General features: G+C 42.2%; 15 protein-coding genes. 6 read left to right on the top strand and 9 right to left on the bottom strand.

The window, feature by feature from the left end; translation table 11 throughout:
- The first annotated feature begins 8 nt into the window (after window positions 1-8).
- Window positions 9-470 (top strand): hypothetical protein, encoded by a 462-nt coding sequence (locus B6K83_RS09485; RefSeq protein ID WP_085284674.1) that lies wholly within the window; start codon window positions 9-11, stop codon window positions 468-470.
- Window positions 471-625: 155 nt separating this feature from the next.
- Here B6K83_RS09485 and B6K83_RS09480 read toward each other — a convergent pair whose 3' ends face one another.
- From B6K83_RS09480 to B6K83_RS09465, 4 genes are all read right to left on the bottom strand, one after another.
- A complete protein-coding gene (locus B6K83_RS09480; RefSeq protein ID WP_085284673.1) occupies window positions 626-1,480 on the bottom strand; it encodes a 23S rRNA (adenine(2030)-N(6))-methyltransferase RlmJ in 855 nt (284 codons plus the stop codon).
- 55 nt (window positions 1,481-1,535) lie between these two features.
- Window positions 1,536-3,128, bottom strand: coding sequence for an ABC-F family ATPase (locus B6K83_RS09475; RefSeq protein ID WP_085284672.1), 1,593 nt, complete (start codon window positions 3,126-3,128; stop codon window positions 1,536-1,538).
- Between the two features lie 207 nt (window positions 3,129-3,335).
- On the bottom strand, window positions 3,336-5,612 hold the full coding sequence (locus B6K83_RS09470) for an FdhF/YdeP family oxidoreductase (protein ID WP_085284692.1): 2,277 nt from the start codon (window positions 5,610-5,612) through the stop codon (window positions 3,336-3,338).
- A gap of 258 nt (window positions 5,613-5,870) precedes the next feature.
- Window positions 5,871-8,174 carry a YgiQ family radical SAM protein gene (locus B6K83_RS09465; protein ID WP_085284671.1) on the bottom strand — a complete coding sequence of 768 codons (2,304 nt, stop codon included), beginning with the start codon at window positions 8,172-8,174 and terminating at the stop codon, window positions 5,871-5,873.
- 378 nt (window positions 8,175-8,552) lie between these two features.
- Between B6K83_RS09465 and B6K83_RS09460 the strand changes: the two genes are divergently transcribed.
- Both B6K83_RS09460 and B6K83_RS09455 read left to right on the top strand, forming a co-directional pair.
- Complete coding sequence (locus tag B6K83_RS09460) at window positions 8,553-11,018, top strand: S9 family peptidase (RefSeq protein ID WP_085284670.1); 2,466 nt, start codon at window positions 8,553-8,555, stop codon at window positions 11,016-11,018.
- A gap of 168 nt (window positions 11,019-11,186) precedes the next feature.
- Window positions 11,187-12,680, top strand: a complete 1,494-nt coding sequence (locus tag B6K83_RS09455; protein WP_085284669.1) for an FMN-binding glutamate synthase family protein — start codon at window positions 11,187-11,189, stop codon at window positions 12,678-12,680.
- A 33-nt stretch (window positions 12,681-12,713) separates the two neighbouring features.
- On the opposite strand, the gene rrtA is transcribed toward B6K83_RS09455, so the two are convergent.
- Window positions 12,714-13,346 carry a rhombosortase gene (rrtA, locus tag B6K83_RS09450; protein WP_233143905.1) on the bottom strand — a complete coding sequence of 211 codons (633 nt, stop codon included), beginning with the start codon at window positions 13,344-13,346 and terminating at the stop codon, window positions 12,714-12,716.
- A gap of 104 nt (window positions 13,347-13,450) precedes the next feature.
- Window positions 13,451-14,470, bottom strand: coding sequence for a sensor domain-containing diguanylate cyclase (locus B6K83_RS09445; protein WP_085284668.1), 1,020 nt, complete (start codon window positions 14,468-14,470; stop codon window positions 13,451-13,453).
- A gap of 174 nt (window positions 14,471-14,644) precedes the next feature.
- On the opposite strand from B6K83_RS09445, the gene B6K83_RS09440 reads away from it, so the two are divergent.
- Window positions 14,645-15,331 carry a tRNA-uridine aminocarboxypropyltransferase gene (locus B6K83_RS09440; RefSeq protein ID WP_233143903.1) on the top strand — a complete coding sequence of 229 codons (687 nt, stop codon included), beginning with the start codon at window positions 14,645-14,647 and terminating at the stop codon, window positions 15,329-15,331.
- 33 nt (window positions 15,332-15,364) lie between these two features.
- Window positions 15,365-17,122, top strand: a complete 1,758-nt coding sequence (ggt, locus tag B6K83_RS09435) for a gamma-glutamyltransferase (RefSeq protein ID WP_085284667.1) — start codon at window positions 15,365-15,367, stop codon at window positions 17,120-17,122.
- Between the two features lie 162 nt (window positions 17,123-17,284).
- Here ggt and B6K83_RS09430 read toward each other — a convergent pair whose 3' ends face one another.
- Entirely contained in the window at window positions 17,285-17,719 is a 435-nt protein-coding gene (locus B6K83_RS09430) for a hypothetical protein (RefSeq protein ID WP_085284666.1), read from the bottom strand.
- A 142-nt stretch (window positions 17,720-17,861) separates the two neighbouring features.
- Complete coding sequence (gene cysK, locus B6K83_RS09425; protein WP_085284665.1) at window positions 17,862-18,842, bottom strand: cysteine synthase A; 981 nt, start codon at window positions 18,840-18,842, stop codon at window positions 17,862-17,864.
- Window positions 18,843-19,165: 323 nt separating this feature from the next.
- Here cysK and B6K83_RS09420 point away from each other — a divergent pair, with 323 nt between their 5' ends.
- A complete protein-coding gene (locus tag B6K83_RS09420; RefSeq protein ID WP_085284664.1) occupies window positions 19,166-20,365 on the top strand; it encodes an RDD family protein in 1,200 nt (399 codons plus the stop codon).
- 272 nt (window positions 20,366-20,637) lie between these two features.
- On the opposite strand, the gene B6K83_RS09415 is transcribed toward B6K83_RS09420, so the two are convergent.
- The gene (locus B6K83_RS09415) at window positions 20,638-22,926 is read right to left on the bottom strand and encodes a carbohydrate binding family 9 domain-containing protein (RefSeq protein WP_158088335.1); all 2,289 of its coding nucleotides are present in this window, start codon (window positions 22,924-22,926) and stop codon (window positions 20,638-20,640) included.
- Window positions 22,927-23,393 lie beyond the last annotated feature (467 nt).

The following is a 23,393-nucleotide window of genomic DNA, read 5'->3' as shown; positions in this document are numbered from 1 at the left end:
GAAAGCCAATGAATACGCTACCGACTACCCGTGTTAAAACATTACCGACAAAAATAATTATTTTTATCGTTAGCTACTGTCTAATTGTGTGGACCAGTTATGCTAATTCTGCCAAGGATAAAGAGCTCATTATCGTGGTAGACCCGGTTAGTCATTGCGCGGTAAACGTTGTCCCATCAGATAATGAAAGCAATTGCGCAATACTATACCCGGTCGGCAAAAATCCTTGTAAGAATGATGCGGAATGCGTGTGTTCACAAAAAGAAAAATATATCAGCTGGCGTACCAGTAACGCCGATGAATTTAATATTCATTTTACCGATGGTTCACCGTTTAAACGATGTCAATACCGCGCTGAACGAGGCGAAAAATTACGATGTAAAATTAAAAATAAGGGCGATTACTACTATGAAGTGAATGTAAAAGGCTGTGCCACAAACCCTTATGATCCGCGTATTGTCGTGCAATAGAGCGTAATTTGCTGATTTCGACAATTGCCTCGTGCACTAGCGCTTGCAACTTATATATTGCTCAGCAGGTGAAGCCAATAGCCTTAATGCGCTGCTTGAAACTATTATATTCAATGGTCAATCAGCGCAAATGCAGTGGCTTGTCATATTATTATTTATTCTTCGATTAATTGCGTCAAAGTATGCTGGCTGGCAGTCGAACCTAAGGTTGTAGTTAAGTAGGGCAGAATTTCTGTAAGCTGAGCTTTTAGTTGCCATGGCGGGTTAACAATAAATAGTCCTGTTCCGGTCATACCGTACGTTAAGGTATCAGCCTGCTGACAGTATTCTACTTGCAAAACATTACGCAGTTCGCTCGCCATAAATGCTGCTTGCATTTGCTCGACTAGTTCACGTTTTACCACCGGATACCATAAGATATAAGTACCGGTGGCAAATTTTTTATACCCACTTACTATGGTGCGCACCGCTTTTAAATAATCTTCTTTCAACTCATAAGGAGGATCTATTAATACTACACCACGCCGACTCGGGGGCGGCAGCAAGCTTAATACGCCTTGATAGCCATCAGCTTGCTTAACATGAGCTTTGTTCCAGCGCTGACAAAATTCGGTTAAATAGCCAATATCACTTGGATGAAGTTCAAACATATGTGCACTGTCTTGTCGTCGCGTAAAGTGGCGCGCAATACCTGGCGAGCCGGGGTAAACAGTAATGTCAGCTTTGTCGGCAAGTGCTTGTTGATTTAATTGGGCAACGAGTTTTATATATGTTTGCAAAGCCGCCGGTGCATCCTGTTTCGCGATCAACTTCGCAATACCGGCTTTGTATTCTCCAGTTTTCTGTGCATATGGGTCAGTTAATTGGTACATACCTGCACCCGCATGACTATCGATATAATAAAAACCCTTATCTTTTCGAGTCATGTACTCCAATACTAAAGTGAGTACTGAGTGCTTTAAAACATCAGCAAAATTGCCGGCATGAAAGGCGTGACGATAACTAAGCACTATTTGTCCTTATTGATAACAGTATTTATTTACGAAATGAGATTAGGCACAGCTATTACTGCTGTGACGCTAAATATTCATCATATGTGCCAGCAAAATCTGTATAGCCACCTGGCTTTAACTCGATAATACGCGTTGCTAGGCTTGAAACAAACTCGCGATCATGACTGACGAATAAAATCGTACCGTCAAACTGCTCCATGGCCATATTCAATGACTCAATGGATTCCATATCCATGTGGTTGGTGGGCTCATCCATCACTAAAATATTAGGCTTTTGCATCATGATCTTACCAAATAACATGCGTCCTTGTTCACCACCTGAGAGCACTTTGATTGACTTATTAATATCATCGGCAGAAAACAATAAGCGCCCTAAATAACCACGCACTGCTTGCTCATCGTCTGTTGGTTGACGCCATTGGCTCATCCACTCAAATAAAGTCATGTCATTTTCAAATTCGTGTGCATGATCTTGTGCGTAGTAACCAATGTTGACATTTTCTGACCAAGTATAAACACCAGAGCTTGGTCGGTAATCACATTCGCCCATGATAGTGCGCAAGAAAGTTGTTTTACCGATACCGTTTTCACCAATAATGGCAACACGCTCACCCACTTCAATCATCAGGTTAAGCTTGTGTAAGACGTGGTTATCGTCAAAGCTTTTACTTAAGTCTTCCAGTACTAAAGCATTGCGAAATAGTTTCTTTTCTTGTTCAAAACGAATAAACGGGTTAACGCGGCTTGAAGCTTTAACTTCAGCTAATTGAATTTTATCAATTTGTTTTGCGCGAGAGGTGGCCTGCTTAGCTTTAGAGGCATTGGCAGAAAAGCGCGCTACGAACGCTTGTAATTCGCTAATTTGGGCTTTTTTCTTGGCATTATCTGCCATTAATTGTGCTCTTGCTTGCGTTGAAGCCAACATGTATTCGTCGTAATTGCCGGGGAACACTCGCAGCTCTCCGTAATCAAGGTCGGCCATATGAGTACAAACACTGTTTAAAAAGTGACGATCATGAGAGATGATGATCATGGTCGAATCACGCTCGTTCAGCGTTTCTTCTAGCCATTGAATAGTGTGAATGTCTAAGTTGTTGGTTGGCTCATCAAGTAATAAAATATCGGGATCTGAAAATAAAGCTTGTGCTAACAATACCCGTAACTTCCAACCAGGGGCTACTTCACTCATTAAACCATAATGTTGCTCAACCGGTATACCCACACCCATTAACAGCTCACCGGCGCGGCTTTCTGCACTATAACCATCCATTTCTGCATATTGGGATTCTAAATCACCAACGCGCATGCCATCGGCTTCGCTCATTTCAGGCAAAGCGTAAATACGATCTCGCTCTTCTTTTACGGCCCATAACTCGCTATGGCCCATTATCACAGTATCGACCACAGAAAACTCTTCAAAACCAAATTGGTCTTGACGTAGCTTACCGATACGCTCGTTAGGATCTAAGCTGATATTGCCAGAAGTAGGTTCTAAATCTCCACCTAAAATCTTCATAAAGGTAGATTTACCACAGCCATTGGCACCGATTAAACCGTAGCGATTACCACCACCAAACTTTTGTGAAATGTTTTCAAATAACGGCTTAGCACCAAATTGTTGGGTTATATTGTTTGCAGCTAACATGTTTGTTCCATAGTGATTTTTGATGAGCTTTAATAAAGAGCAAGCAGCCATCGAGAGATAAGATAAATAATGCGCGCGATTATATACGATAGGGCGTGATTAGCCAAACAGCGCGTTGAGCCTTAACATAGATATTGTTGGTAAAATGCCGCCGATAGGGTTATTCCTTCTCGGCACCATTATATCTATCTAGTGTGCTAATCAGTGTTAGCTTTTCGTTAATTTAATTGTAATGGACTTATAGGTTGGTGTGCCACAGTCTTGTGCAACGCTGCCTAAGGGTATTAACGGATTGGTTTCGGGGTAGTAAGCAGCGGCACAACCTTGGGGGATGTTATAGCCGACCACTTTAAAGTTTTGCACCGAACGGGCTATTTTATCATCGCTAACCGTGTTGATAGTAACCTTATCCCCCTCATATAATTGCTGTGCTTGCATATCGTCGCGGTTCATAAAAATGACGTTACGCTCACCATAAACCCCTCGATATCTGTCATTCATGCCATAAATAGAGGTATTGTATTGATCGTGCGAGCGCAGTGTTTGTAGCGTTAAGGTAGGGCTGTTGGCTGTAACAGGCTTTTCGTGACCTAGTGCTGCGGGTAACTGGGTGAGCGAAAAATTGGCCTTTTCATTGTCAGTTTGCCAAATCCGCAGCGCGGCTTTATTTTGCAAGTAAAAGCCACGTTTACTATCAATGCGGGCGTTATAATCTGAAAACTCGGGGAGCACTGCCGCAATTTCGTCGCGGATCAGCGCATAATTTTCAGCAAATTTCGGCCAATTCACGATTTCATTACCTAAGGTTGCACAAGCAATGCCAGCTATAATGGCAACCTCAGAGCGTAACATATCTGAGGCGGGTTGATTAACACCGCGCGAGCTGTGCACCATGCTCATGGAGTCTTCTACGCTAATGCATTGCTCAATGCCGGCTTGCAGGTCAATCTCAGTACGGCCTAGGCATGGCAGAATAAGTGCTTGTTTGCCGGTAATAACATGACTACGATTTAATTTAGTGCTGATATGTACCGTTAAGTCACAATTTTTTAGCGCTTGATAGGTTTGTGCGCTGTCTGGTGTTGCAGCCGCAAAGTTACCGCCTAAGGCAATAAATACTTTACCTTTGCCTGACAGCATAGCGTCGATAGCTTCTACGGTATTAAAGCCATAGCGATAGGGCAGTTTAGTATTATATCTTGCCTGTAGGGCGTCAATAAATGCTGGCGACGGCTTTTCGTTAATACCGACCGTGCGGTTACCTTGTACATTTGAATGTCCTCGCACAGGGCAAGCACCGGCACCTTTACGACCAATATTGCCCCGTAATAGCAAAACATTAATGAGTTCTTGTACCGTTGCCACTGAGTGTTGGTGTTGAGTGATGCCCATTGCCCAAGTAAAAATAACATTTTTACTGTAGGCATAAATGCTGATCATTTGCTCAATTTCAGCACGCGACAAGCCACTTTGTTGGCAAATTTTTTGCCAAGAACAGGCCATAACCGCTGCTTTATATTCACTAAAGTTGTGACAGTGTTGGTTAATAAAATCCAAGTCTAGAATAGAATCATCGTGCTGTGAACGCTCAAAAAGGCCTTTGGCAATGCCGCGTAAAATTGCCATGTCACCACCAAGTTTAGGGGTGAAGTAATATTGACTAATATCAGTGCTAGAAAACAATAACATGTCTTGCGGGTTTTGCGGGTCAGCAAATTTTTGTAAACCGCGTTCTTGTAAGTTATTGATAGCCACTACTTTAGCACCACGCTTACTCGCTTTTCGCAAGGTTGCTAACATGCGTGGATGATTAGTGCCTGGATTTTGCCCAAAGACAAAAATAGCATCGGCGTGCTCAAAATCGTCCATGGTCACAGTGCCTTTGCCAACCCCTATGCTTCGGGTCATGCCAACGCCAGAAGCTTCATGGCACATATTTGAGCAATCTGGAAAGTTATTAGTACCAAAAACTCTGCCAAATAGCTGATATAAATAGGCCACTTCATTACTTGCTCTGCCAGAAGTATAAAATAGCGCTTCATCCGGACTGTCGAGTTGTTGTAAATGTGTTGCTATCTGTGCAAAAGCGTCTTGCCAGCTGATCGCTTGGTAGTGGTCGCTTTTCGCGTCATACAGCATAGGCTCAGTAAGGCGGCCACTTTTTTCTAAGCTATGATCATCCCATGTCTGTAGCTCTGAAACAGAGTATTGTTGAAAAAATGTTGCATCAACACGTTTTGTGGTCGCTTCCCAAGCGATGGCTTTAACGCCATTTTCGCAAAAATCTATTTTACCCGCATTTTTTTCATCGCCCCACGCACAACCCGGACAATCAAACCCCCCGGGTTGGTTGGCCCTAAGCAGTGCTTTAACACTTTTTGTTGCGCCTTCACTACGAATTAAATGTGATGCCGAGCTCTTTAAAGCGCCCCAGCCACCTGCTGGTGGCGTGTATGCAGGCTTATTATTTTCTGGGTTTGACATAATGACCTCTGAACGTGTATCAATAACCTTGGCACTGGTAGCCGTAAAATACCACATAGATGCGGCAATATCTGGGCGATTGGACCTTTTAAAGCCGGCAAGTAAACCTTATCTTAGCGAGTGTGACTTGTGAGCTTGTTATCAACAATCGTCAAGTCACAGCAACGGTTTATACATTATCAGTTTTAGGCGTAAATAGTAATCTTGCTTTAGCACTATGTCGCTTTAGCGACGTGCTACTAATTAACGACAAGTCGCTTAATGTGCTTTCTTGCTTGGCTTTTTTCGTTGACTAAACTGGTTATCACTAAACCGAGTTAGTCCTTGTTTCCCTTTTTCTGACGTTAGCGGCTTTTTGCCATAGCGCTTTGTTTGCCCCGGCGAGGTTTTGTGGCCTAGTGGATTATTTTTGCCTTTACCCTTGTTTTTATAATGCTGGTGCTTTGTTTCATTTCTGCTCTCATGAGGGACTAAGCAGCCGGGTTGGCTGCCAATGAGCTTTCTTGCTAAGCCCATTTTCTTTAAGGCTTCGCGTATCATCGGCCAGTTTGCCGGATCATGGTAGCGCAATATGGCTTTGTGTAGACGTCGTTGAATGGCACCTTTAGGCACAGGTACCGTGGCACTGTCTTTTTTAATGTTACGCAATGCGTCTAGCTCAGTATGATAGAGCGTGGTGGCATTAGCTAAAGGCGAAGGATAAAAGTTCTGTACTTGGTCGAGCTTAAAGTCGTTTGATTTTAGCCAAAGCGCGAGGTTAACCATGTCTAAATCTGTGGTGCCAGGGTGAGCTGAGATAAAGTAAGGGATTAAATACTGCTTTTTGCCAGCAAGTTTTGAATAGTGATCAAACAACTCTTTAAATTTGTCATAACTGCCCATACCCGGCTTCATCATTTTATTTAGCGGGCCTTCTTCGGTATGCTCAGGGGCAATTTTTAAGTAGCCGCCGACATGGTGCGTGGCGAGCTCTTTAATATATTCTGGGTCTTGTATCGCTAAGTCATACCGTACGCCAGAGGCAATTAATATTTTCTTGATGCCTTTTACTTTGCGTGCGCGTCGGTACAAGTTTATGGTCGGGCTATGGTCTGTTTCTAAATGCCCACAAATGGTTGGCCATACGCACGACGGTTTGCGACATGTCGCTTCCGCTTTTTTACTTTTACAGTTCAGTTTGTACATGTTAGCCGTTGGGCCGCCTAGATCAGATATCACACCGGTAAAGCCGGGTACTTTTAACTTAATGTCTTCAATTTCTGCGATAATGGAGTCTTCAGAGCGACTTTGAATTATGCGACCTTCATGCTCAGTAATTGAGCAAAAGGTGCAACCGCCAAAACAGCCACGCATAATGTTAATTGAAGTTTTTATCATCTCATAGGCGGGAATTTTTGCCTTGCCATATGCTGGGTGTGGCACGCGTTGATACGGTAAACCGAAAACACCATCCATTTCTGCTTCAGATAAAGGTTTTGCCGGCGGGTTGAGCCATATCAGGCGACTGCCATGCTTTTGCACTAATGGTTTCGCAGACGTTGGGTTTACTTCTTGGTGAAAAATACGCGAAGCATGAGCGTACAGCACTTTATTTTCTTTGACCTGTTCAAAGGTTGGCAAGTTTATATAGGTTGTTTCCCAAGGCTTTTTCTTTTCCGCCCAGGACTTGTTTCGATGGGCTGTCGCGCGAAACTCACTTATCTGTACAGGTTGTGCGCTTTTTGTCATATCATTTTCAACCACTTTGGCGGCAGCATTGGCGGCTGTAGTGGCACAATCGGGGGAGGTCATATCTTGATATGGACTGAAAATTGGGTCTATTTTGCCAGGCTTATCAATAGAACGTGAGTCTATGCCATGCCAACCTGGTAAGGCCTGATTGGCCAAAAATGCACTGCCACGCACATCTGTGATATTTTTAACATTTTCGCCATTGGCGATTCGGTGCGCAATTTCAATTAACGGTCGCTCAGCATTACCATAAATTAGTAGATCAGCTTTGGAGTCAAATAAGACTGATTGACGCACTTTATCAGACCAATAATCATAATGTGCAATCCGACGCAAACTTGCCTCAATACCACCAATAATAATGGGCACACCCTTATAGGCTTCTTTACATTTTTGTGTATAAGCGGTAACGGCGCGATCAGGACGTTTACCACCTTCATCATTAGGTGTGTAGGCATCATCATGACGTATACGGCGCTCGGCAGTATAACGGTTGATCATTGAGTCCATATTGCCGGCGGTGACACCAAAAAACAGGTTTGGTTTGCCTAGCGCCATAAAGGCTTCTTTATTTCGCCAATCCGGTTGCGCAATAATGCCAACCCGAAAGCCTTGCGCTTCTAGCATACGGCCGATCACCGCCATGCCGAAACTTGGGTGATCGACATACGCATCACCAGTAACAATAATAATGTCGCAGCTATCCCAACCTAATTGCGTCATTTCTGCTCGAGACATAGGTAAAAATGGCGCCGTACCATAACTTTGAGCCCAATATTTAGGGTAGTCGAATAGGTTGGTTGTTACTTGTTGACTTGCTGCTAAATTCATAATACACCTAAATTAAATATTATCGGTTGCTTGTGCTTGCTAGGCATATGCTTGAAGTAAAGCATCAAGCTAAAAATGCGCCTTTAGTGATTATTGTCACATTATTTAGCGCTGTTCGGCGAAGCGCGCGATTATAGCAGAGTTCAACGCTAAGCCCAACTTAACGACTGCTTAGTATAGATATTAGCCCCAAGGCTGGTTTTCACCGTGTAAATTTCGTAATTGGTCGTGTTGTGCACTTGTTTCATTGAAAATCGGCGCATAGCTTAGTATAACTATGGGCTGTGTAATTAGGCGTCAGTAAAATGCAATATTCATTATTAACGCTAGCGCCATTAAATATATTCCAGCCATTTATATAATAAGTACCCATAACCTATGAAAATACAATTAATTGCCCTTGCTATTAGTGTTTCGTTAACCGCATGTGTGTCAACTGCTGAGAAAAAACAAGCACTCGATAGTCAACCCAAGGTTGCGAATGAAATTGCTGCCACCGCAGCGGTTGGTATCGCTAATAATAGTCAGATCACGTTAGAAAAAATCATGTCGGATCCGGACTGGATTGCGCGCTCGCCAGAGTCCTGGTATTGGGGTGATGACAGTAATACGATTTATTATCAACAAAAACGCCAAGGCAATCCATTACGAGATTTAGTGGAAAAGAAATTGACCAACAAGGGCAATGGCGAAGTGGTAAATCTTGCGCACATGCATGTGGTTGCCGATCGTAATGCACAGCGTAATGCGGCTGGCACTCACGAAGTTTACACCTTTGAAGGTAATGTTTTTGTTAAAGATGTTGCTAATCAAAGTGTTCAGCAGCTAACTCATACCTCAGCGGTTGAGTCTGCAGCAATGTTTTTAAATAATGGCAATGTTGCCTATCGGGTTGGCAATATATTTTACGCTCATGATATGCGCAGCCAAAAAATTATAGAACTTGCTAACTTGAAAATGAGCGATGGTGAGCAAAAAAATCAAGCACCGCAAAGTTACTTGGCCAGTGAGCAACAACAGTTGATTGAGTACATTGCGCTACAAAAACGAAATAAAGACTTACGTTCAGAGCAGCAACGCCAGCTTCGAGTAAGCAATAGCACCATAACCCAAACTAATTTCTATTTAGGAAAAGACAATAAGCTTGTACATGCAAGTCTTTCGCCGGCGGGTGATAAACTATTGGTGAGTGTTACCGCTAATAAGCCAAGTCGCAAAAACAGCGATATTATGCCCAATTATATTGCTAATGACGGTGATATTAAGGCAGAAAAAGTTCGAGCGCGAGTGGCGGACAATCGTCAATATCAAGAGCAAGTTTTTCTGTTGGATTTAGCACAAGGCACGAAAGCACAGTTAGATTACAGTAGCTTACCCGGCTTTGATGAAGATGTACTGGCCAGTGTCCGTAAAGAAAATCATGCTCGTGACGGAAAATCTTATCAATCGAAAAAATCAGCACGCCATATCCATGTCATGCAAACCGCTCAGCCTATTCAGTGGCAAAATAATGGTCAGCAAGTCGCAATTATGTTTGAAGCTTGGGACAATAAAGATCGTTGGATTGCTACCGTTGATTTTGCAAAAAAAGCGTTAGTTTCACAGCACAGGTATCATGACGAGGCTTGGGTAAACTACACCTTCAATGAAATGGGTTGGTTGCACCAAAGCGATAGCCTATATTATTTGTCAGAAGAAAGTGGCTATTCACATTTATATCTTAAGCCATTGCAAGGCAAAGCAAGAGCGTTAACGTCAGGCAACTTTGAAGTCAGTGCCTTAACCTTGTCGCAAGATGAGCAAAGCATTTATTTTAAAGCCAATCAAAAGCACCCCGGCATCTACGAAATTTATAAAGTGGATGTTAATTCAGCTGCCATAACCGCACTCACCGATTTAGGTGGAATGACGGATTACGCCTTAAGCCCAGATGAATCAAAACTTTTGCTTGAGCATTCAAAAGTTACTATGCCACCAGAGCTGTATATAAAAGACAATCGCAGTGATAGCCAAGCGATTCGTTTAACGCATACGGTTACGCAAGAATTTCTTGCTATGCCGTGGTCAGCACCAAATGTTGTCGCCATTGATTCGTCACATCAAGACATGCCTATATACTCAAAGGTTTATTTGCCCGCTGGTTATGATTTGTCGAGTGAAAAAAACCGTGCCGTTATGTTTAGTCATGGCGCAGGTTACTTACAAAACTCACATTTAGGTTGGTCAGGCTATTTCAGAGAATTTATGTTTCATAGCATGTTAGTACAACAGGGCTATGTTGTTATTGATATGGATTATCGCGCTTCAAAAGGCTATGGACGTGATTGGCGTACCGCTATTTATCGACACATGGGGAAACCTGAAGTACAAGACATGCGCGATGGTGTTAATTGGTTGGTGGCCAATGCCAATGTCGATCCTAAGCGGGTTGGTACTTATGGCGGCTCTTATGGCGGTTTTTTAACGCTGATGGCTATGTTCACCGATCCTGAGTTATTTCAGTCGGGCTCAGCTTTACGCTTAGTGTCCGATTGGGCGTATTATAATCATGGCTATACGTCAAATATACTCAATACGCCTGGCGATGATGCAATTGCTTACGAGCGTAGTTCACCGATATATTTTGCGGAAGGCTTAAATAAGCCACTATTGATCAATGCCCCTATGGTTGATGACAATGTGTTTTTCCAAGACAGCGTACGCTTAGTGCAACGTTTAATTGAGTTAGAAAAACAAGACTTTGAAACGGCTATCTACCCCGTTGAGCCGCACGGCTTTGTGCAACCTAGCTCATGGTTAGATGAATACCGGAGAATTTATAAACTGTTTGAAAATACTTTATAATTAGTTAAGTTGCTAAATAAAGCCTCATTCGAGGCTTTATTTTTATCCGCTTGTGCGTCATTAAGTGCGCATATACTGGTGCTTATAAGCACCACAGCTGCTATGGTATTGATGTTAAGCTCTTTCGCTACCTAGTCAATCTGAACACAAAAATAAACGAGGTATTTTATGGATGATATGTACACTATGCTAGGCTACCTAGAAAAATTGTCAGCATTATTTATATTATTGTTAGCGATAGTTGTGCTGGCAATTGTCTATATGTATATCGTTGATAAAATGCAAAACAAGCAAGCGATACGACATAATTATCCGGTTATTGGACGCTTTCGCTATTTCTTTGAAAAACAGGGTGAGTTTTTCAGACAATATTTTTTTGCCATGGACAGAGAAGAGTTACCCTTTAACCGCGCTGAGCGCAGCTGGGTTTATCGGGCAGCGAAAAACGTTGATCGTACGGTCGCTTTTGGCTCGACGCGAAATCTCGAGCCAACCGGCACGATTATGTTTATGAATTGTGCTTTCCCAACGCATGCAGAGGATGCTGTGCCCACCAGTAGTTTAACCTTTGGCCCGAATTGTAAAGCGCCCTATACCACCAGCTCTTTATTTAATATATCGGCAATGAGTTTTGGCGCACTTTCAGCGACGGCGGTGAAAGCATTAGCCAATGGTGCGGCAAAAGCTGGTTGCTGGATGAACACAGGTGAGGGGGGAGTAAGTGACTATCATTTGGCCAGTGGTGCAGACTTGGTGTTTCAAATCGGTACTGCAAAGTTTGGTGTTAGAGACGAGCACGGGCAGATGTGCGATCAACAACTCGCTAACTTAGCCGCGAAACCGCAAATAAAAATGTTTGAAATTAAACTTTCGCAAGGGGCTAAACCAGGTAAAGGTGGTATATTACCAGCTAAAAAAGTCACCGAAGAAATTGCCCGTATACGCGGTATCGCGGTGGGAGTTGACGCCATAAGTCCTAACGGTCATCCAGAAATAAAGTCAGTTCAAGATATCCTTGCTATGGTTAATCGTGTGCGCAAGGTTACTGGCAAACCGGTTGGTTTTAAAGCTGTGATCGGTGAGGCGCGTTGGTTAAGCGAGTTAATGCAGGAAATTAACAAACAAGGGCGAGAATTTGCCCCTGACTTTATTACTATCGATAGCGCGGACGGCGGCACTGGCGCGGCGCCACAACCCTTGCTAGATTATGTTGGCTTACCGTTAAAAGAAAGTTTGCCACTGGTGGTTAACTTGTTAATTAAATATGGTTTACGCGATAGAGTAAAGGTGATTTGTGCGGGCAAGTTGATCACGCCGTCTAAGGTGGCATGGGCGCTAGCCATGGGCGCAGATTCGGTAAACTCCGCCCGTGGCTTTATGTTTGCCCTTGGCTGCATTCAAGCCATGCAATGTAATAAAGATACATGCCCAACCGGCATTACCACTCACAACCCTAAGCTTCAACAAGGTTTAGACCCCATTGATAAGGCCGAGCGAGTGGCGAATTATCATAAATATATTCAATACGGTGTCGGCTTGTTAGCACACACTTGTGGCGTGAGTAACGCTAGAGAACTTGCGCGTCACCATATGCGCGTTATACAAGAAAATGGCTTATCTATTGCGCTTGATAAATTACACCCCTATGAAGAAACGCAGTAACAAGTCACACATTTATTAGAGATTAAGTGATTATCACCGCTTACTTGCCTTTAAAATATATAAAACAAAGGCAAGTAAGCCACCAATGGCACCATATAAATGAGCATCCGTGGCTACATTGGCTGCGATAAGCTGCTCAAGATCGGCACTAGCGCCGTATATTTGCTCGTGAATAACTTTGCCGATAACAGCGGCCAGTAATAAATAGCCGGTTTTATCTTTATGCTTAATATCCATTAACGCGCCCCAAATAAATAAGCCATGGAGCACGCCTGATAAGCCCACATATTGTGTTATGTCTAACGACCACCAATGAATACCAGCACTGCAAACGAGTGCACAAATAAGCACTGTAAAAAAGTATGTTTTATGGACATAATACTGGCCATGTAATGCCCAAATAAGCACAACCGCACTGATATTTAGCAGCAAATGGTTGCCATTAGAGTGGAAAAAGTGCCCAGTTAACAAGCGCCAATACTCGCCACTATTGATGAGCTGTCGATCATAAATAAAAAGCCAAGCAATTTGTTCATCAAATAAATAAGCGATAACCGCTAGGATGATCACTAATAAGGCGCCAACGCTATGAATGGCTTGTGTAGGTAGCGGCTTTAATTGCAGCATTACAAACTCTACCGTGCGATAGTGGATACTAAAGCGCACTGTAACAGGCCTTTAAGGTAATATAAACAAGAGTTTAACAAGCTTTACTTACATTGATACGCTTTTTAGTGGCATATGGTTATACATGTTAGCAGCTGAGTGGTTTAAGAATATACTTGATTCCGACCTTTTTGTTTAGAGTGATAAAGTAGCCTATCAACTCGTTGAAATAATGTATTGATAGAATCACCTTCTCGATATTGTGCTACGCCAAAGCTACAAGTAATGGCGCTGGTCATTGAAGTTTGATGCTGGCTAATAAGTTGACGTAACTTTTCACTGGTTTGATGTGCTTGCGTTTTTGTTAATTCTGGAAAAATAATGACAAACTCATCCCCCCCCCAGCGCGCAAATAAGTCTACGTCGCGAATATTGCAAGTGACAAGCTCACACACCCTACACAATATGGCATCACCAACTTTGTGACCATGGATATCATTAATATCTTTAAAATTATCTAAGTCAAACATCACCAAGGTTAACGGGTGATGGTAACGATTAGCACGAATTATTTCTTTTTCTAATTCACACTCGAAAAATTTACGGTTTGCGATTTGTGTTAATGGATCAATATTAGAGATTGATTCAATTTCAATGAGTTTTTGTTCTAAGAGCTTATTTTTTTTAGCTAACTCTTGTGTTTTCTGCTCGACAAGCTGCTCGAGTGATAAATTACCCTCAGTGAGCAATTTGTTTTTTTTAATCAATTCATTTTGTGCAACAATTTTCTGATGCACATCTTGATGAGCGCCAATCATGCGGGCGACAGTGCCGTCAGGGTTTCTTGCGGCGATTATGCCGCGATCAATAATCCATAAGTAACTACCGTCAGACTTTTTACAACGATATTCAACCTCATAAATATTAATTTTTCCGGTGATATAAGCTTCAAATTGATGCATTACTCGCGCGTAATCTTCAGGATGAATAACATTTTCCCAAGTAAAAACATCTTCCCTAAATGCGCCGACGTCATACCCTAACATACGGTACCAACCAGGACTTCGAGTGACTTTCTGACGACAACCATCCCAGTCCCATACGCCTTCATTAATAACGTTTAAAATGGTATTTAAAGTGGTATCGGCATCGACAACGGATTGGTGTTGATAAACATTATACATAGCGCCTCCTTTCCTCGTTAAAGTATGAGTATCTTCCTGAAAATAAAACCCTTAACGTCCTTTTATTTAACTACTTTATAGTGGATAGTCTCGCGTATTACTGCTTATAAATATGTGTTTGTCTCCGAACCGGCACTCTCCTAAAGTGCAAATTTCATTAAGCGCTTAAACTTGGTGATAAAATCTCGTAAACTTAACGGCCATGAAAATTTATCTCAAATAACCACTATGCCTAGAGTCTTATGTCAGCGATGTCAGCGTCCTGAAATAGCTTGTATTTGCGCGTTTGCTATCCAAGTAAATAATCACACACAAGTGTTAATTCTGCAACATCCAAGTGAAGTTAAGCAAGCGAAGGGCACGGTCGCTTTATTACAACAGTCACTAGCTAAATGCCAAGTTATTGTTGGAGAAGACTTTAATCAGCACCAAGCGCTGCGGGATGCGATAACGCGCTATGGTAATAAAATTGCCCTATTGTATCCAAGTGAGCAAGCCGTAACGCTAAGTTTGCCAACAGAGCAAGAGCAAGCCAACCGTGCAACAGCCAAGAGTAATAGCGCGAAACTTAATGATCTTGATTGTATTATTATTCTCGATGGTACTTGGAAAAAAGCTTATCGCATGTACAAGCTAAACTCGTCGTTGCAGCGAATTAAACATATAATGCTGCCGCTGGGTATTAATAGCCTTTATCAAATTAGGAAAACTAAAAAAAACAATGCACTTTCTTCATTAGAAGCTTGCTGCCATGCCTTAGCAAGCATAGAAAATCAGCCAGAAAAATACCAACCTTTGCTGAATAAATTTGTTAAGTTTAATGACTTTCAGCAAAATTTTTCAGTGGCCGCAAAGTCATAGCATAATGTTAAGACAATTATTTTAAGGATTATCATGTCAAACCCTGTCTTAAAAACGTTTTTATCCGTGCTGGTGATCAGTACGAGTTTTTTACTTAATGCCCAACCAGAGCAAAAGCGTCAAGACCGAGAGCCAGAAGCGGCCACCGGCGTGCATGCCAAAGAAATGGTCAGTGCTAAACATGCGATGGTGGCAACCGCCAACCCTTACGCTAGTGCAGCAGGTCTTAATATTCTTAAGCAAGGTGGTAGTGCCGTCGATGCCGCCATTGCAGTGCAATTAGTGCTAACCTTAGTTGAACCGCAATCTTCAGGTATTGGTGGTGGTGCCTTTATGTTGCACTGGTCTGAAAAACAACAACAACTCACCAGTTATGATGGCCGAGAAACTGCGCCGGCGGCAGCTAGCTCAGATATGTTCTTAACAAAAAATGGTCAGGCGATTGCTTGGATTGACGCTGTGGTTGGTGGCCGTGCCGTTGGCGTACCAGGCGTATTAGCTAGCCTCAAAAAAGCGCATGACCAACATGGTCAACTGCCATGGTCAGAGCTATTTCAAGACGCTATTAAGCTTGCAGAAGACGGCTTTGTTGTCTCGCCACGATTAGAGAAGCTAGTGACGATGGCATTTAACCCAGGTATTACGAAATTACCTACCATAAAAGATTATTTTTTTCCTGAAGGTCGAGTGATAAAAGCTGGTCAAGTTTTAAAAAATCCATCATTAGCTAGGGTCTATCGTAGCTTGGCAAAAGAGGGGGTTGCACCATTTTATCAAGGCTGGTTAGCGAAAAAAATTGTCGCGGCGGTGCAAAATGCCATGATTGCACCAGGGCGCTTATCACTCACTGATATGAAAAATTATTCGGCCATTGAACGGCCAGCGTTATGTAGCCCGTATCGACAATATAAAGTTTGCGGTATGGCGCCTCCTAGCTCTGGTGGCGTTGCGGTAATTCAAATATTGGCACAGCTTGAGGGCTTTAATCTTGCAGAGTTATCAATTAGCGATGCAGAATTTGTGCACTTGTTTACCCAAAGCTCACGTTTAGCGTTTGCCGATCGCCAGCGTTATATTGCTGATGATAATTTTGTTGCTGTACCAACGCAAGGCTTGATCGCAAAACCTTATTTGGCTGAACGGGCCCGTTTAATAAATCGAGATAAAGATATGGGACTGGCGTTGGCAGGTAAACCTTTAGCTGCGCCGACGCAGGCCGATGATAATGCTTATGAGCTGCCCTCAACTAGCCATATATCGATTGTCGATCAGAACGGTAATGCTGTTTCCATGACCACGAGTGTTGAAATGGCGTTTGGCTCGGCTGTGATGGTGGAAGGTTTTATTCTTAACAATCAACTTACCGACTTTTCATTAGCACCGAAGCAAAATGGGCTTTGGGTTGCTAACCGAGTTGAAGCGGGTAAACGGCCGAGAAGCTCGATGGCACCAATGATAGTTTTCAATGCCGACAATACATTGAAACTCGTGATTGGCTCACCAGGTGGAAGCCGTATTATCAATTATGTAGCTCAAACCATGATCGCGATTTTAGATTGGCAACTTGATGTTCAAACCGCAATAAATCAGCCACGAATTACCAACCGCAATAAAGTAACCACCCTAGAAAAAGGCACCAATATCGTGGCGTTAGCGCCAGAACTTATCGCTAAAGGTCATCAGGTTGTGGTGCGAGATTTAAATAGTGGCATTCAAGCCATAGAGGTAGATAATGGCGAGTTAAAAGGCGCAGCAGATCCGCGGCGAGAGGGAGTTGCTGTTGGCTTTTAATATGATGAAAAACTAAGATAAACTTAAGATCGGTTTAAGAAAATGGCGTCATTATGACGCCGTTTTTGATCATATTGTTGACCATGATAAAAGTCGTAAATAAACTTGAAAAACTTTGCGTAATTTTCCTGAGCTAAATGTTTTTCAAAATACGCTAACGGCCTAAAACGGATCTTTTAAAATTTTATCAATAACCCATTTATTATCGAGTTGAATGAGCGACAAGCGTTTCACGTCTTTATGAGGTTCACCATGATATTGACCATTAAAAAATACCGTGATCACGGCCGAGTTTTTAAATTGTTCTCTGACTTTGACGCCACTGCTATCAGGCTTAACCTCTACGGTGTCAAAGGACATGTTAAATAAATGACGTGCTACTGCATTGGTGGACTGGTAATGCAATATGATCCGAGATAATTGTGGGCTGCAAACCGAAGCCGCTTTTTTTATGTTCTTTTCATTATATAAAGCATTAAAAAACGCAATCGCCACAAGTTCTGGATTGTCAACATCGCTGATTTTATCAGTGTTTTTTTCGCCACACGCCACTAATAAAACAACGAAACACAGGCTAAAAAATTTAAAAAACTTCATAAGATAATAATATCGTTAAAATAAGGTTTGATTTAAGCTCATACTACCTTATATCTCATCGTTAAATCTAATGTTTTCAAAAACAAAAGGCGTGTCTTTGATAAGACACGCCTTTTTATGATCTCAGCGTTTAATGCTAGCTTTATGGCGTTAAGTCTTCTTCGCTAAAAGTGTCAGCAAATAAGGCGCTGGACAGGTAACGTTCCGCCGAGCTCGGTAGAATAACCACAATATGCTTACCGGCATTTGCTGGGTTTTCTGCGATGCGTTTAGCGGCAACAACAGCAGCACCAGATGAGATACCCGCAAGTATGCCTTCCTCTTTCATCAGGCGATGACTCATAGCAATAGCATCTTCATTTGATACTTGCTCAACACTGTCGACTAGGCTTAGGTCTAAATTACCAGGAATAAAGCCAGCACCTATACCTTGAATTTTATGTGGACCGGGTTTTAGTTCTTCACCCGCCATCGCTTGGGTAATAACTGGAGAGTCAGTGGGCTCAACCGCAACCGAGGTGATTTTATGCTCGGCAACGCTTTTAAGGTAACGACTAGTACCAGTAATTGTGCCGCCAGTACCCACGCCAGCCACAAAGAAATCAACCTGACCTTTAGTGTCTTGCCAAATTTCTGGACCTGTTGTTTGTTCATGAATTTCAGGGTTTGCTGGGTTGTCAAACTGGCCTAATAAAACAATATTGTCAGGGTCGGCATCTTTTATTTCTTGTGCTTTTGCTATAGCGCCACCCATACCTTTTGCGCCATCAGTTAACACAAGCTTTGCCCCTAAGGCTTTTAGCAGCTTTCTGCGCTCTAAACTCATGGTATTTGGCATAGTTAATGTGATGTCGTAACCACGCGCGGCAGCAACAAAAGCTAAGGCAATACCGGTATTACCACTGGTGGGCTCTACAATCGATTTGCCTGCGCTAAGTAAGCCCTTTTTTTCAGCATCCCAAATCATATTGGCACCTATGCGGCATTTGACGCTAAAGCTTGGATTACGTGCCTCGATTTTGGCATAGACATTGGCGGCATTTTCGCCAGCGATGACCCGGTTTAGTTTGACTAACGGCGTATTACCAATTGCCGTAGAGTTATCTTGAAAAATGGTAGACATATTTTTTATCCTGTATTTACATGAATGACAATTATGCCATTAGCTTATTTATACCAATTGTAGCTAGAGTAACGCTTTATCACAGAAAAAGAAGTGATATTTCGGTATCTTATATGCAAAAAAGGAATAGATACCCAACAATTAGCTATTAAAATAATAAACAGTGACATATTACTGTAGCTGATGTGCGTTATTTCGCCTAAATAAAGCGGTTGAACAATACCTAATCTCTTGATACCGTTTGCTTTATTTCAATACTAGCATCGACCGATAACACTGCTAGCGAAACCAAGGCGTATCACGCATATAAGGATAATCTGGGTATGGATGGCGACGATAAAATAGTGAATAAACCCGCCACAGCAGTGAACGCTATGCCTCTGTCGGCCAAAGAAACCCGCGAAATATTAACGCCATTTGCCTTTAAAATAGATCAATCCTTGTTTGGCATTGCACTTGCGGCGCCGTGGCGTCGTGGGCTGGCGTTATTAATAGATTTGTTGCTAGTAGCGATTTTAAGCGGTGCCCCAGGGGAGCTATTAGCGATACTGATAGCGATAACCTTATTTAACATCAGCAGTAAAAAGCGCGCCGCCAAGTTAGATAAAAAATCTGGGCTAAAAAATAAAATGTTAGCAAGTGTTGGCGCGATTATTATTTTTCTGGTCTTAATTGATACATTACCCTTGTTGTTTGCAAAATTAGATAGTTTCAATCGTCAAGTCGAGTATGCCGGGCAACAACAAACACCGCGAGCAAATGTGCAACAATCAGCAGCGCAAAATAAGGAACAAAAGGTTATTAGAGGCACCTTAAGTCTTGCCTCTATGTTTGCCATTAGCCAAAGCGAATGTCTAAGCTATCAATGTTGGCAGCGTTTAAGTGCAGAGCTGCTTACTATTTACGTTAAACAGGGGCCATCAAACGAAGAAGCTCAGCAATATATTATGCTGTTGCTCGAACAAATTGCAGAAAATAGCCACATAGCGCCAGCGCAACAGGAAACATTATCGCAACATTTAAAGCAACTGAATTTGCAGATGTTAGCGCCGACGAAAGCGTCTGCTGCTAGCAGTGTTAGTCAGCAAACAGAGCCAGCGTTAACGCCCTTAAACGCTGAAGAACAAGGCGTTACCACTACTGAGCAATCCACTAATAATACGGTTTACAAGGGCTTTGCTTGGCTTAAAGGCTTAGTGGAGGAGCTTGGTATCGGCTTTGGTTGGGCCGCCTTTTATTTTACTATGTTTACCTCGGTTTGGTTTGGGCAAACGCCGGGCAAAAAGCTTTGTCGTATTCGGGTGCTGCAATTAGATGGCACGCGTTTGTCATTGTGGGATAGTTTTGGTCGTTATGGCGGCTACGGCGCGGGAGTTGCAACGGGCTTGCTTGGCTTTGCACAAATTTACTGGGATCCGAACCGACAGGCAATTCATGATAAAATATCGGCCACCATAGTTGTCGATGACAGCAAAGCTAATAGCGTCGAGCACCTTACTGATGACCGTAATACCCTCAACTAACGACAGCTTCTTATCGTGGTAAACCTGTGGTTATCTAGCATATAAATTTTCTTGTTGGCACATCCTTGCACCAGCTTTTGTAATCATAAATCGCTGGCGCCATGTAAGGCGTGCTATTTCTCGATAAAATACCGTGCAACTTAAGGTCGGGTTAATATCAGCGACTTTGAGTGCGCGGCTAAATTGGCTAAGTATCAGCGCTGATAACAAGTTTGTATTTCTTAGCCGGCAGCCGCGCTTGGTTTTAGAATGCTAGCAAAGCGCTATATAATTTATGGCAACCAAGCATAACTAATTTTGCTATAAATGGTGCGTTGGTTGCGTTCGAGGTTCTTTAAACGATTATCTTGATAGCTATTATCTGAGTAGCCTAAATAAAACACTGTTTGTGGGTTAATTTTATAAGCGTAGATCAACTGTGTAGATAAGGTATTATCTTGCTCTGAATACGCGCTTGGGTTATTCGCTAAGTTAAAGTCAATATCAGTGTAAACAACATTAAACTTTAAATAACTGTTGATATTAAATTGATAAGAAACCCGCAGTTCGGTTAAATTTTCGGTAAATACGTTAGCGTTATTGGCATCTAAGTCGCTATATGTGTGTGATAACTCAAACTCTAAGTGCTTATTGACGTTATAACTGACATTGGCATAAACGGCGATATAATCACCTAATCGATTATTGTCATAATCTATTTTGTCACCTAGTGTTAGTTCAAGTTCTGTAGCGAGTTGGGTACTAGGTTGCGCAGTGGCATAAATAATGGCTTGATTTTCTTGAAAACGAGATGTGTTTCCGTCAATACTGTTGTCAATCGGCAAGTTGTAGTCTAATTCATGACGGCGCAGGCCAACTTTATCTGCTCCAACAAGCATCACATCTAGCATAGACAGCATTGGGCCGTCGATGGTGAAACTACCGGCGATTGAGCGCTCTAATAGCTCGCCATTTTCGTTATGTAGTATTTGCCACTGCCCCGAAAACTTCATTTCTTGCCAAGCACTGTCTGGCTCACCATACATTAAACGGTCTATTAATACCTTGCTCTTTTGATAATCTGCTCTTGGCATAAAACCTAAATCTGCTCGAAACTGTTTTCCTATTGCTTGATGCTCAGCATTTAACTGCCAGTATTCAGAGTTATGTTGATAGGCTAATTTATAGGCATGATCAGAAAAGCTTTCTTCTTGACCACTAATGGTCATGTTAGCCGCATCTTGGGTATCGGCAAATAGCACTTGTGCTTGAATAGTATTCGAGTCGTTCAATCGATACTTGGAGTCTACACCGGAAACAAAATTATGGTAATTATCGGTTTGGCGTAGGGTATTGATGACACCAAAGGATAAGTTGTCATTTACATCGTAACGATATTTAATTGCACCCGATTCACTTTTTTCGCTGAGGGAAATTAAACGCGAGCCAGTATTGCCAGGTAAAATAATTGTGGTTTGTGTATCATTAGTCAAGAATGCCCCGTAACTATGATTGCCATATGTGCCGGTTAGCTTAGCGCCATATTCAGGATCAGCGATGTTTCGCGTATAAACTAAGTCAAAATTACTGGAAAAGTATTCTGAATTTTCAACAAAAAACGGCCGTTTTTCATCATAAAATAATGAAAATGTTTTGTTAACACTGAGTTGCCCCGCGTCAGACTCTACGTTAGAAAAGTCAGGATTTACCGTAATATTGAGTAAGGTATTGGCGTTGATGCCCCAGCGCGCGTCTAAACCCGCATCAAAATCATTTTCACTTTGCCAATCTGCTGCTGGCGTAAATATATCACGAGTTTCGCTTTTGCTAGCCACTAAAGTGGGGGTTAGCATGAGGTTTTTACTGGCCTTTGCGGCTTTAAAACCTTTAATTTCCGGAATTTGACATAACCAACAGGCATCATCACGATCAAGTTCAATGTGGGAAATACGCAAGCGTGAATCGCGCGGATATAGGCGTATTAGCTCTATGGCCCAAGTTTTAACCTCATCGTTGTCATCAAAATTTAAAATATGATACGGAATGGCAATTTCAACTTGATAGCCGTCACGGGTGACTTTGCCGGCCGACGCCCAAATTCCATCCCATGCCGAGTCTGAATTTCCCGTCATTTCATTGGCGATACTGTCGTGTTGCACGCCATAAGGGTTGACAAAAAATTCGTAATTTAGTCGCCTATTGTTGTAGGTGTCGAGTTTAAAGCCAACTAAATCATCACCCCAACGGGTGTCTCTATCACCAAGAAAACCTTGTATCAATTCAGGGTTTGGATCTTGGGCGATAAAAGCCACATAAAGATAATCGCCGTTCTCCACAACTTTTGCTAAGGTTTTAACGGGACTCGGTTTGTTATTCCATGGGCTATTGACAATTTCTAAAGGCACGTCAAGTGCGTGTTGCCAAATTGTATCGTTTAACTCGCCATCTAGCTCAAGTTCTAACTTAGCGTGCGGTATTTCTAACGGTGTTAATTGACCATGTTGTTCTTGTGCAATACTTGCAGGTAGGATCAGGTTGAGTGCGATGGTTAAGAAAGATAAACCACGAATACTAAACTTCAATGTAACCACTCCAATCTTATAATAATTATTTTTAACGTAACTTATTAAAGGCTAACGATAATTGCTTGACGTAAAGTGTTACAAATTTGCCAACAAATGACAATAATTTGTTCAGATAGTGGGAAAAACAACCATGATGTTACTTTATGTAACTTTTCAGCGACTTGCTGCATTCTTTGATTTACAACGACTGAGCTTGATCTAAGCATGAGGTTTTAGCCCGGCTGCAAAAAAGTTAAGTAACCACGAATTTGACTATCGTTGTTATATTGATGTGTAGTTTACAAAGTTAAATGCCATTTTATAACGCCACCATAACTCAGCAAAGGTTTACAATATTAGATTAGCAGTGATTGACGCGTCATAAAAAATTCATCTAAATGCCGAGAATAAGGTCTCGAATCTTAAAAAATTCTAGCGCATAATAAGCTTAATGTTATTTCTTCTCGTAGGCTGCTGTTTAAATT

It is taken from the genome of Colwellia chukchiensis, assembly GCF_002104455.1.
GTDB lineage: Bacteria > Pseudomonadota > Gammaproteobacteria > Enterobacterales > Alteromonadaceae > Cognaticolwellia > Cognaticolwellia chukchiensis.
Note: the sequence above shows the minus strand (reverse complement) of the source record. Positions and strands in the feature narration are given on the sequence as shown.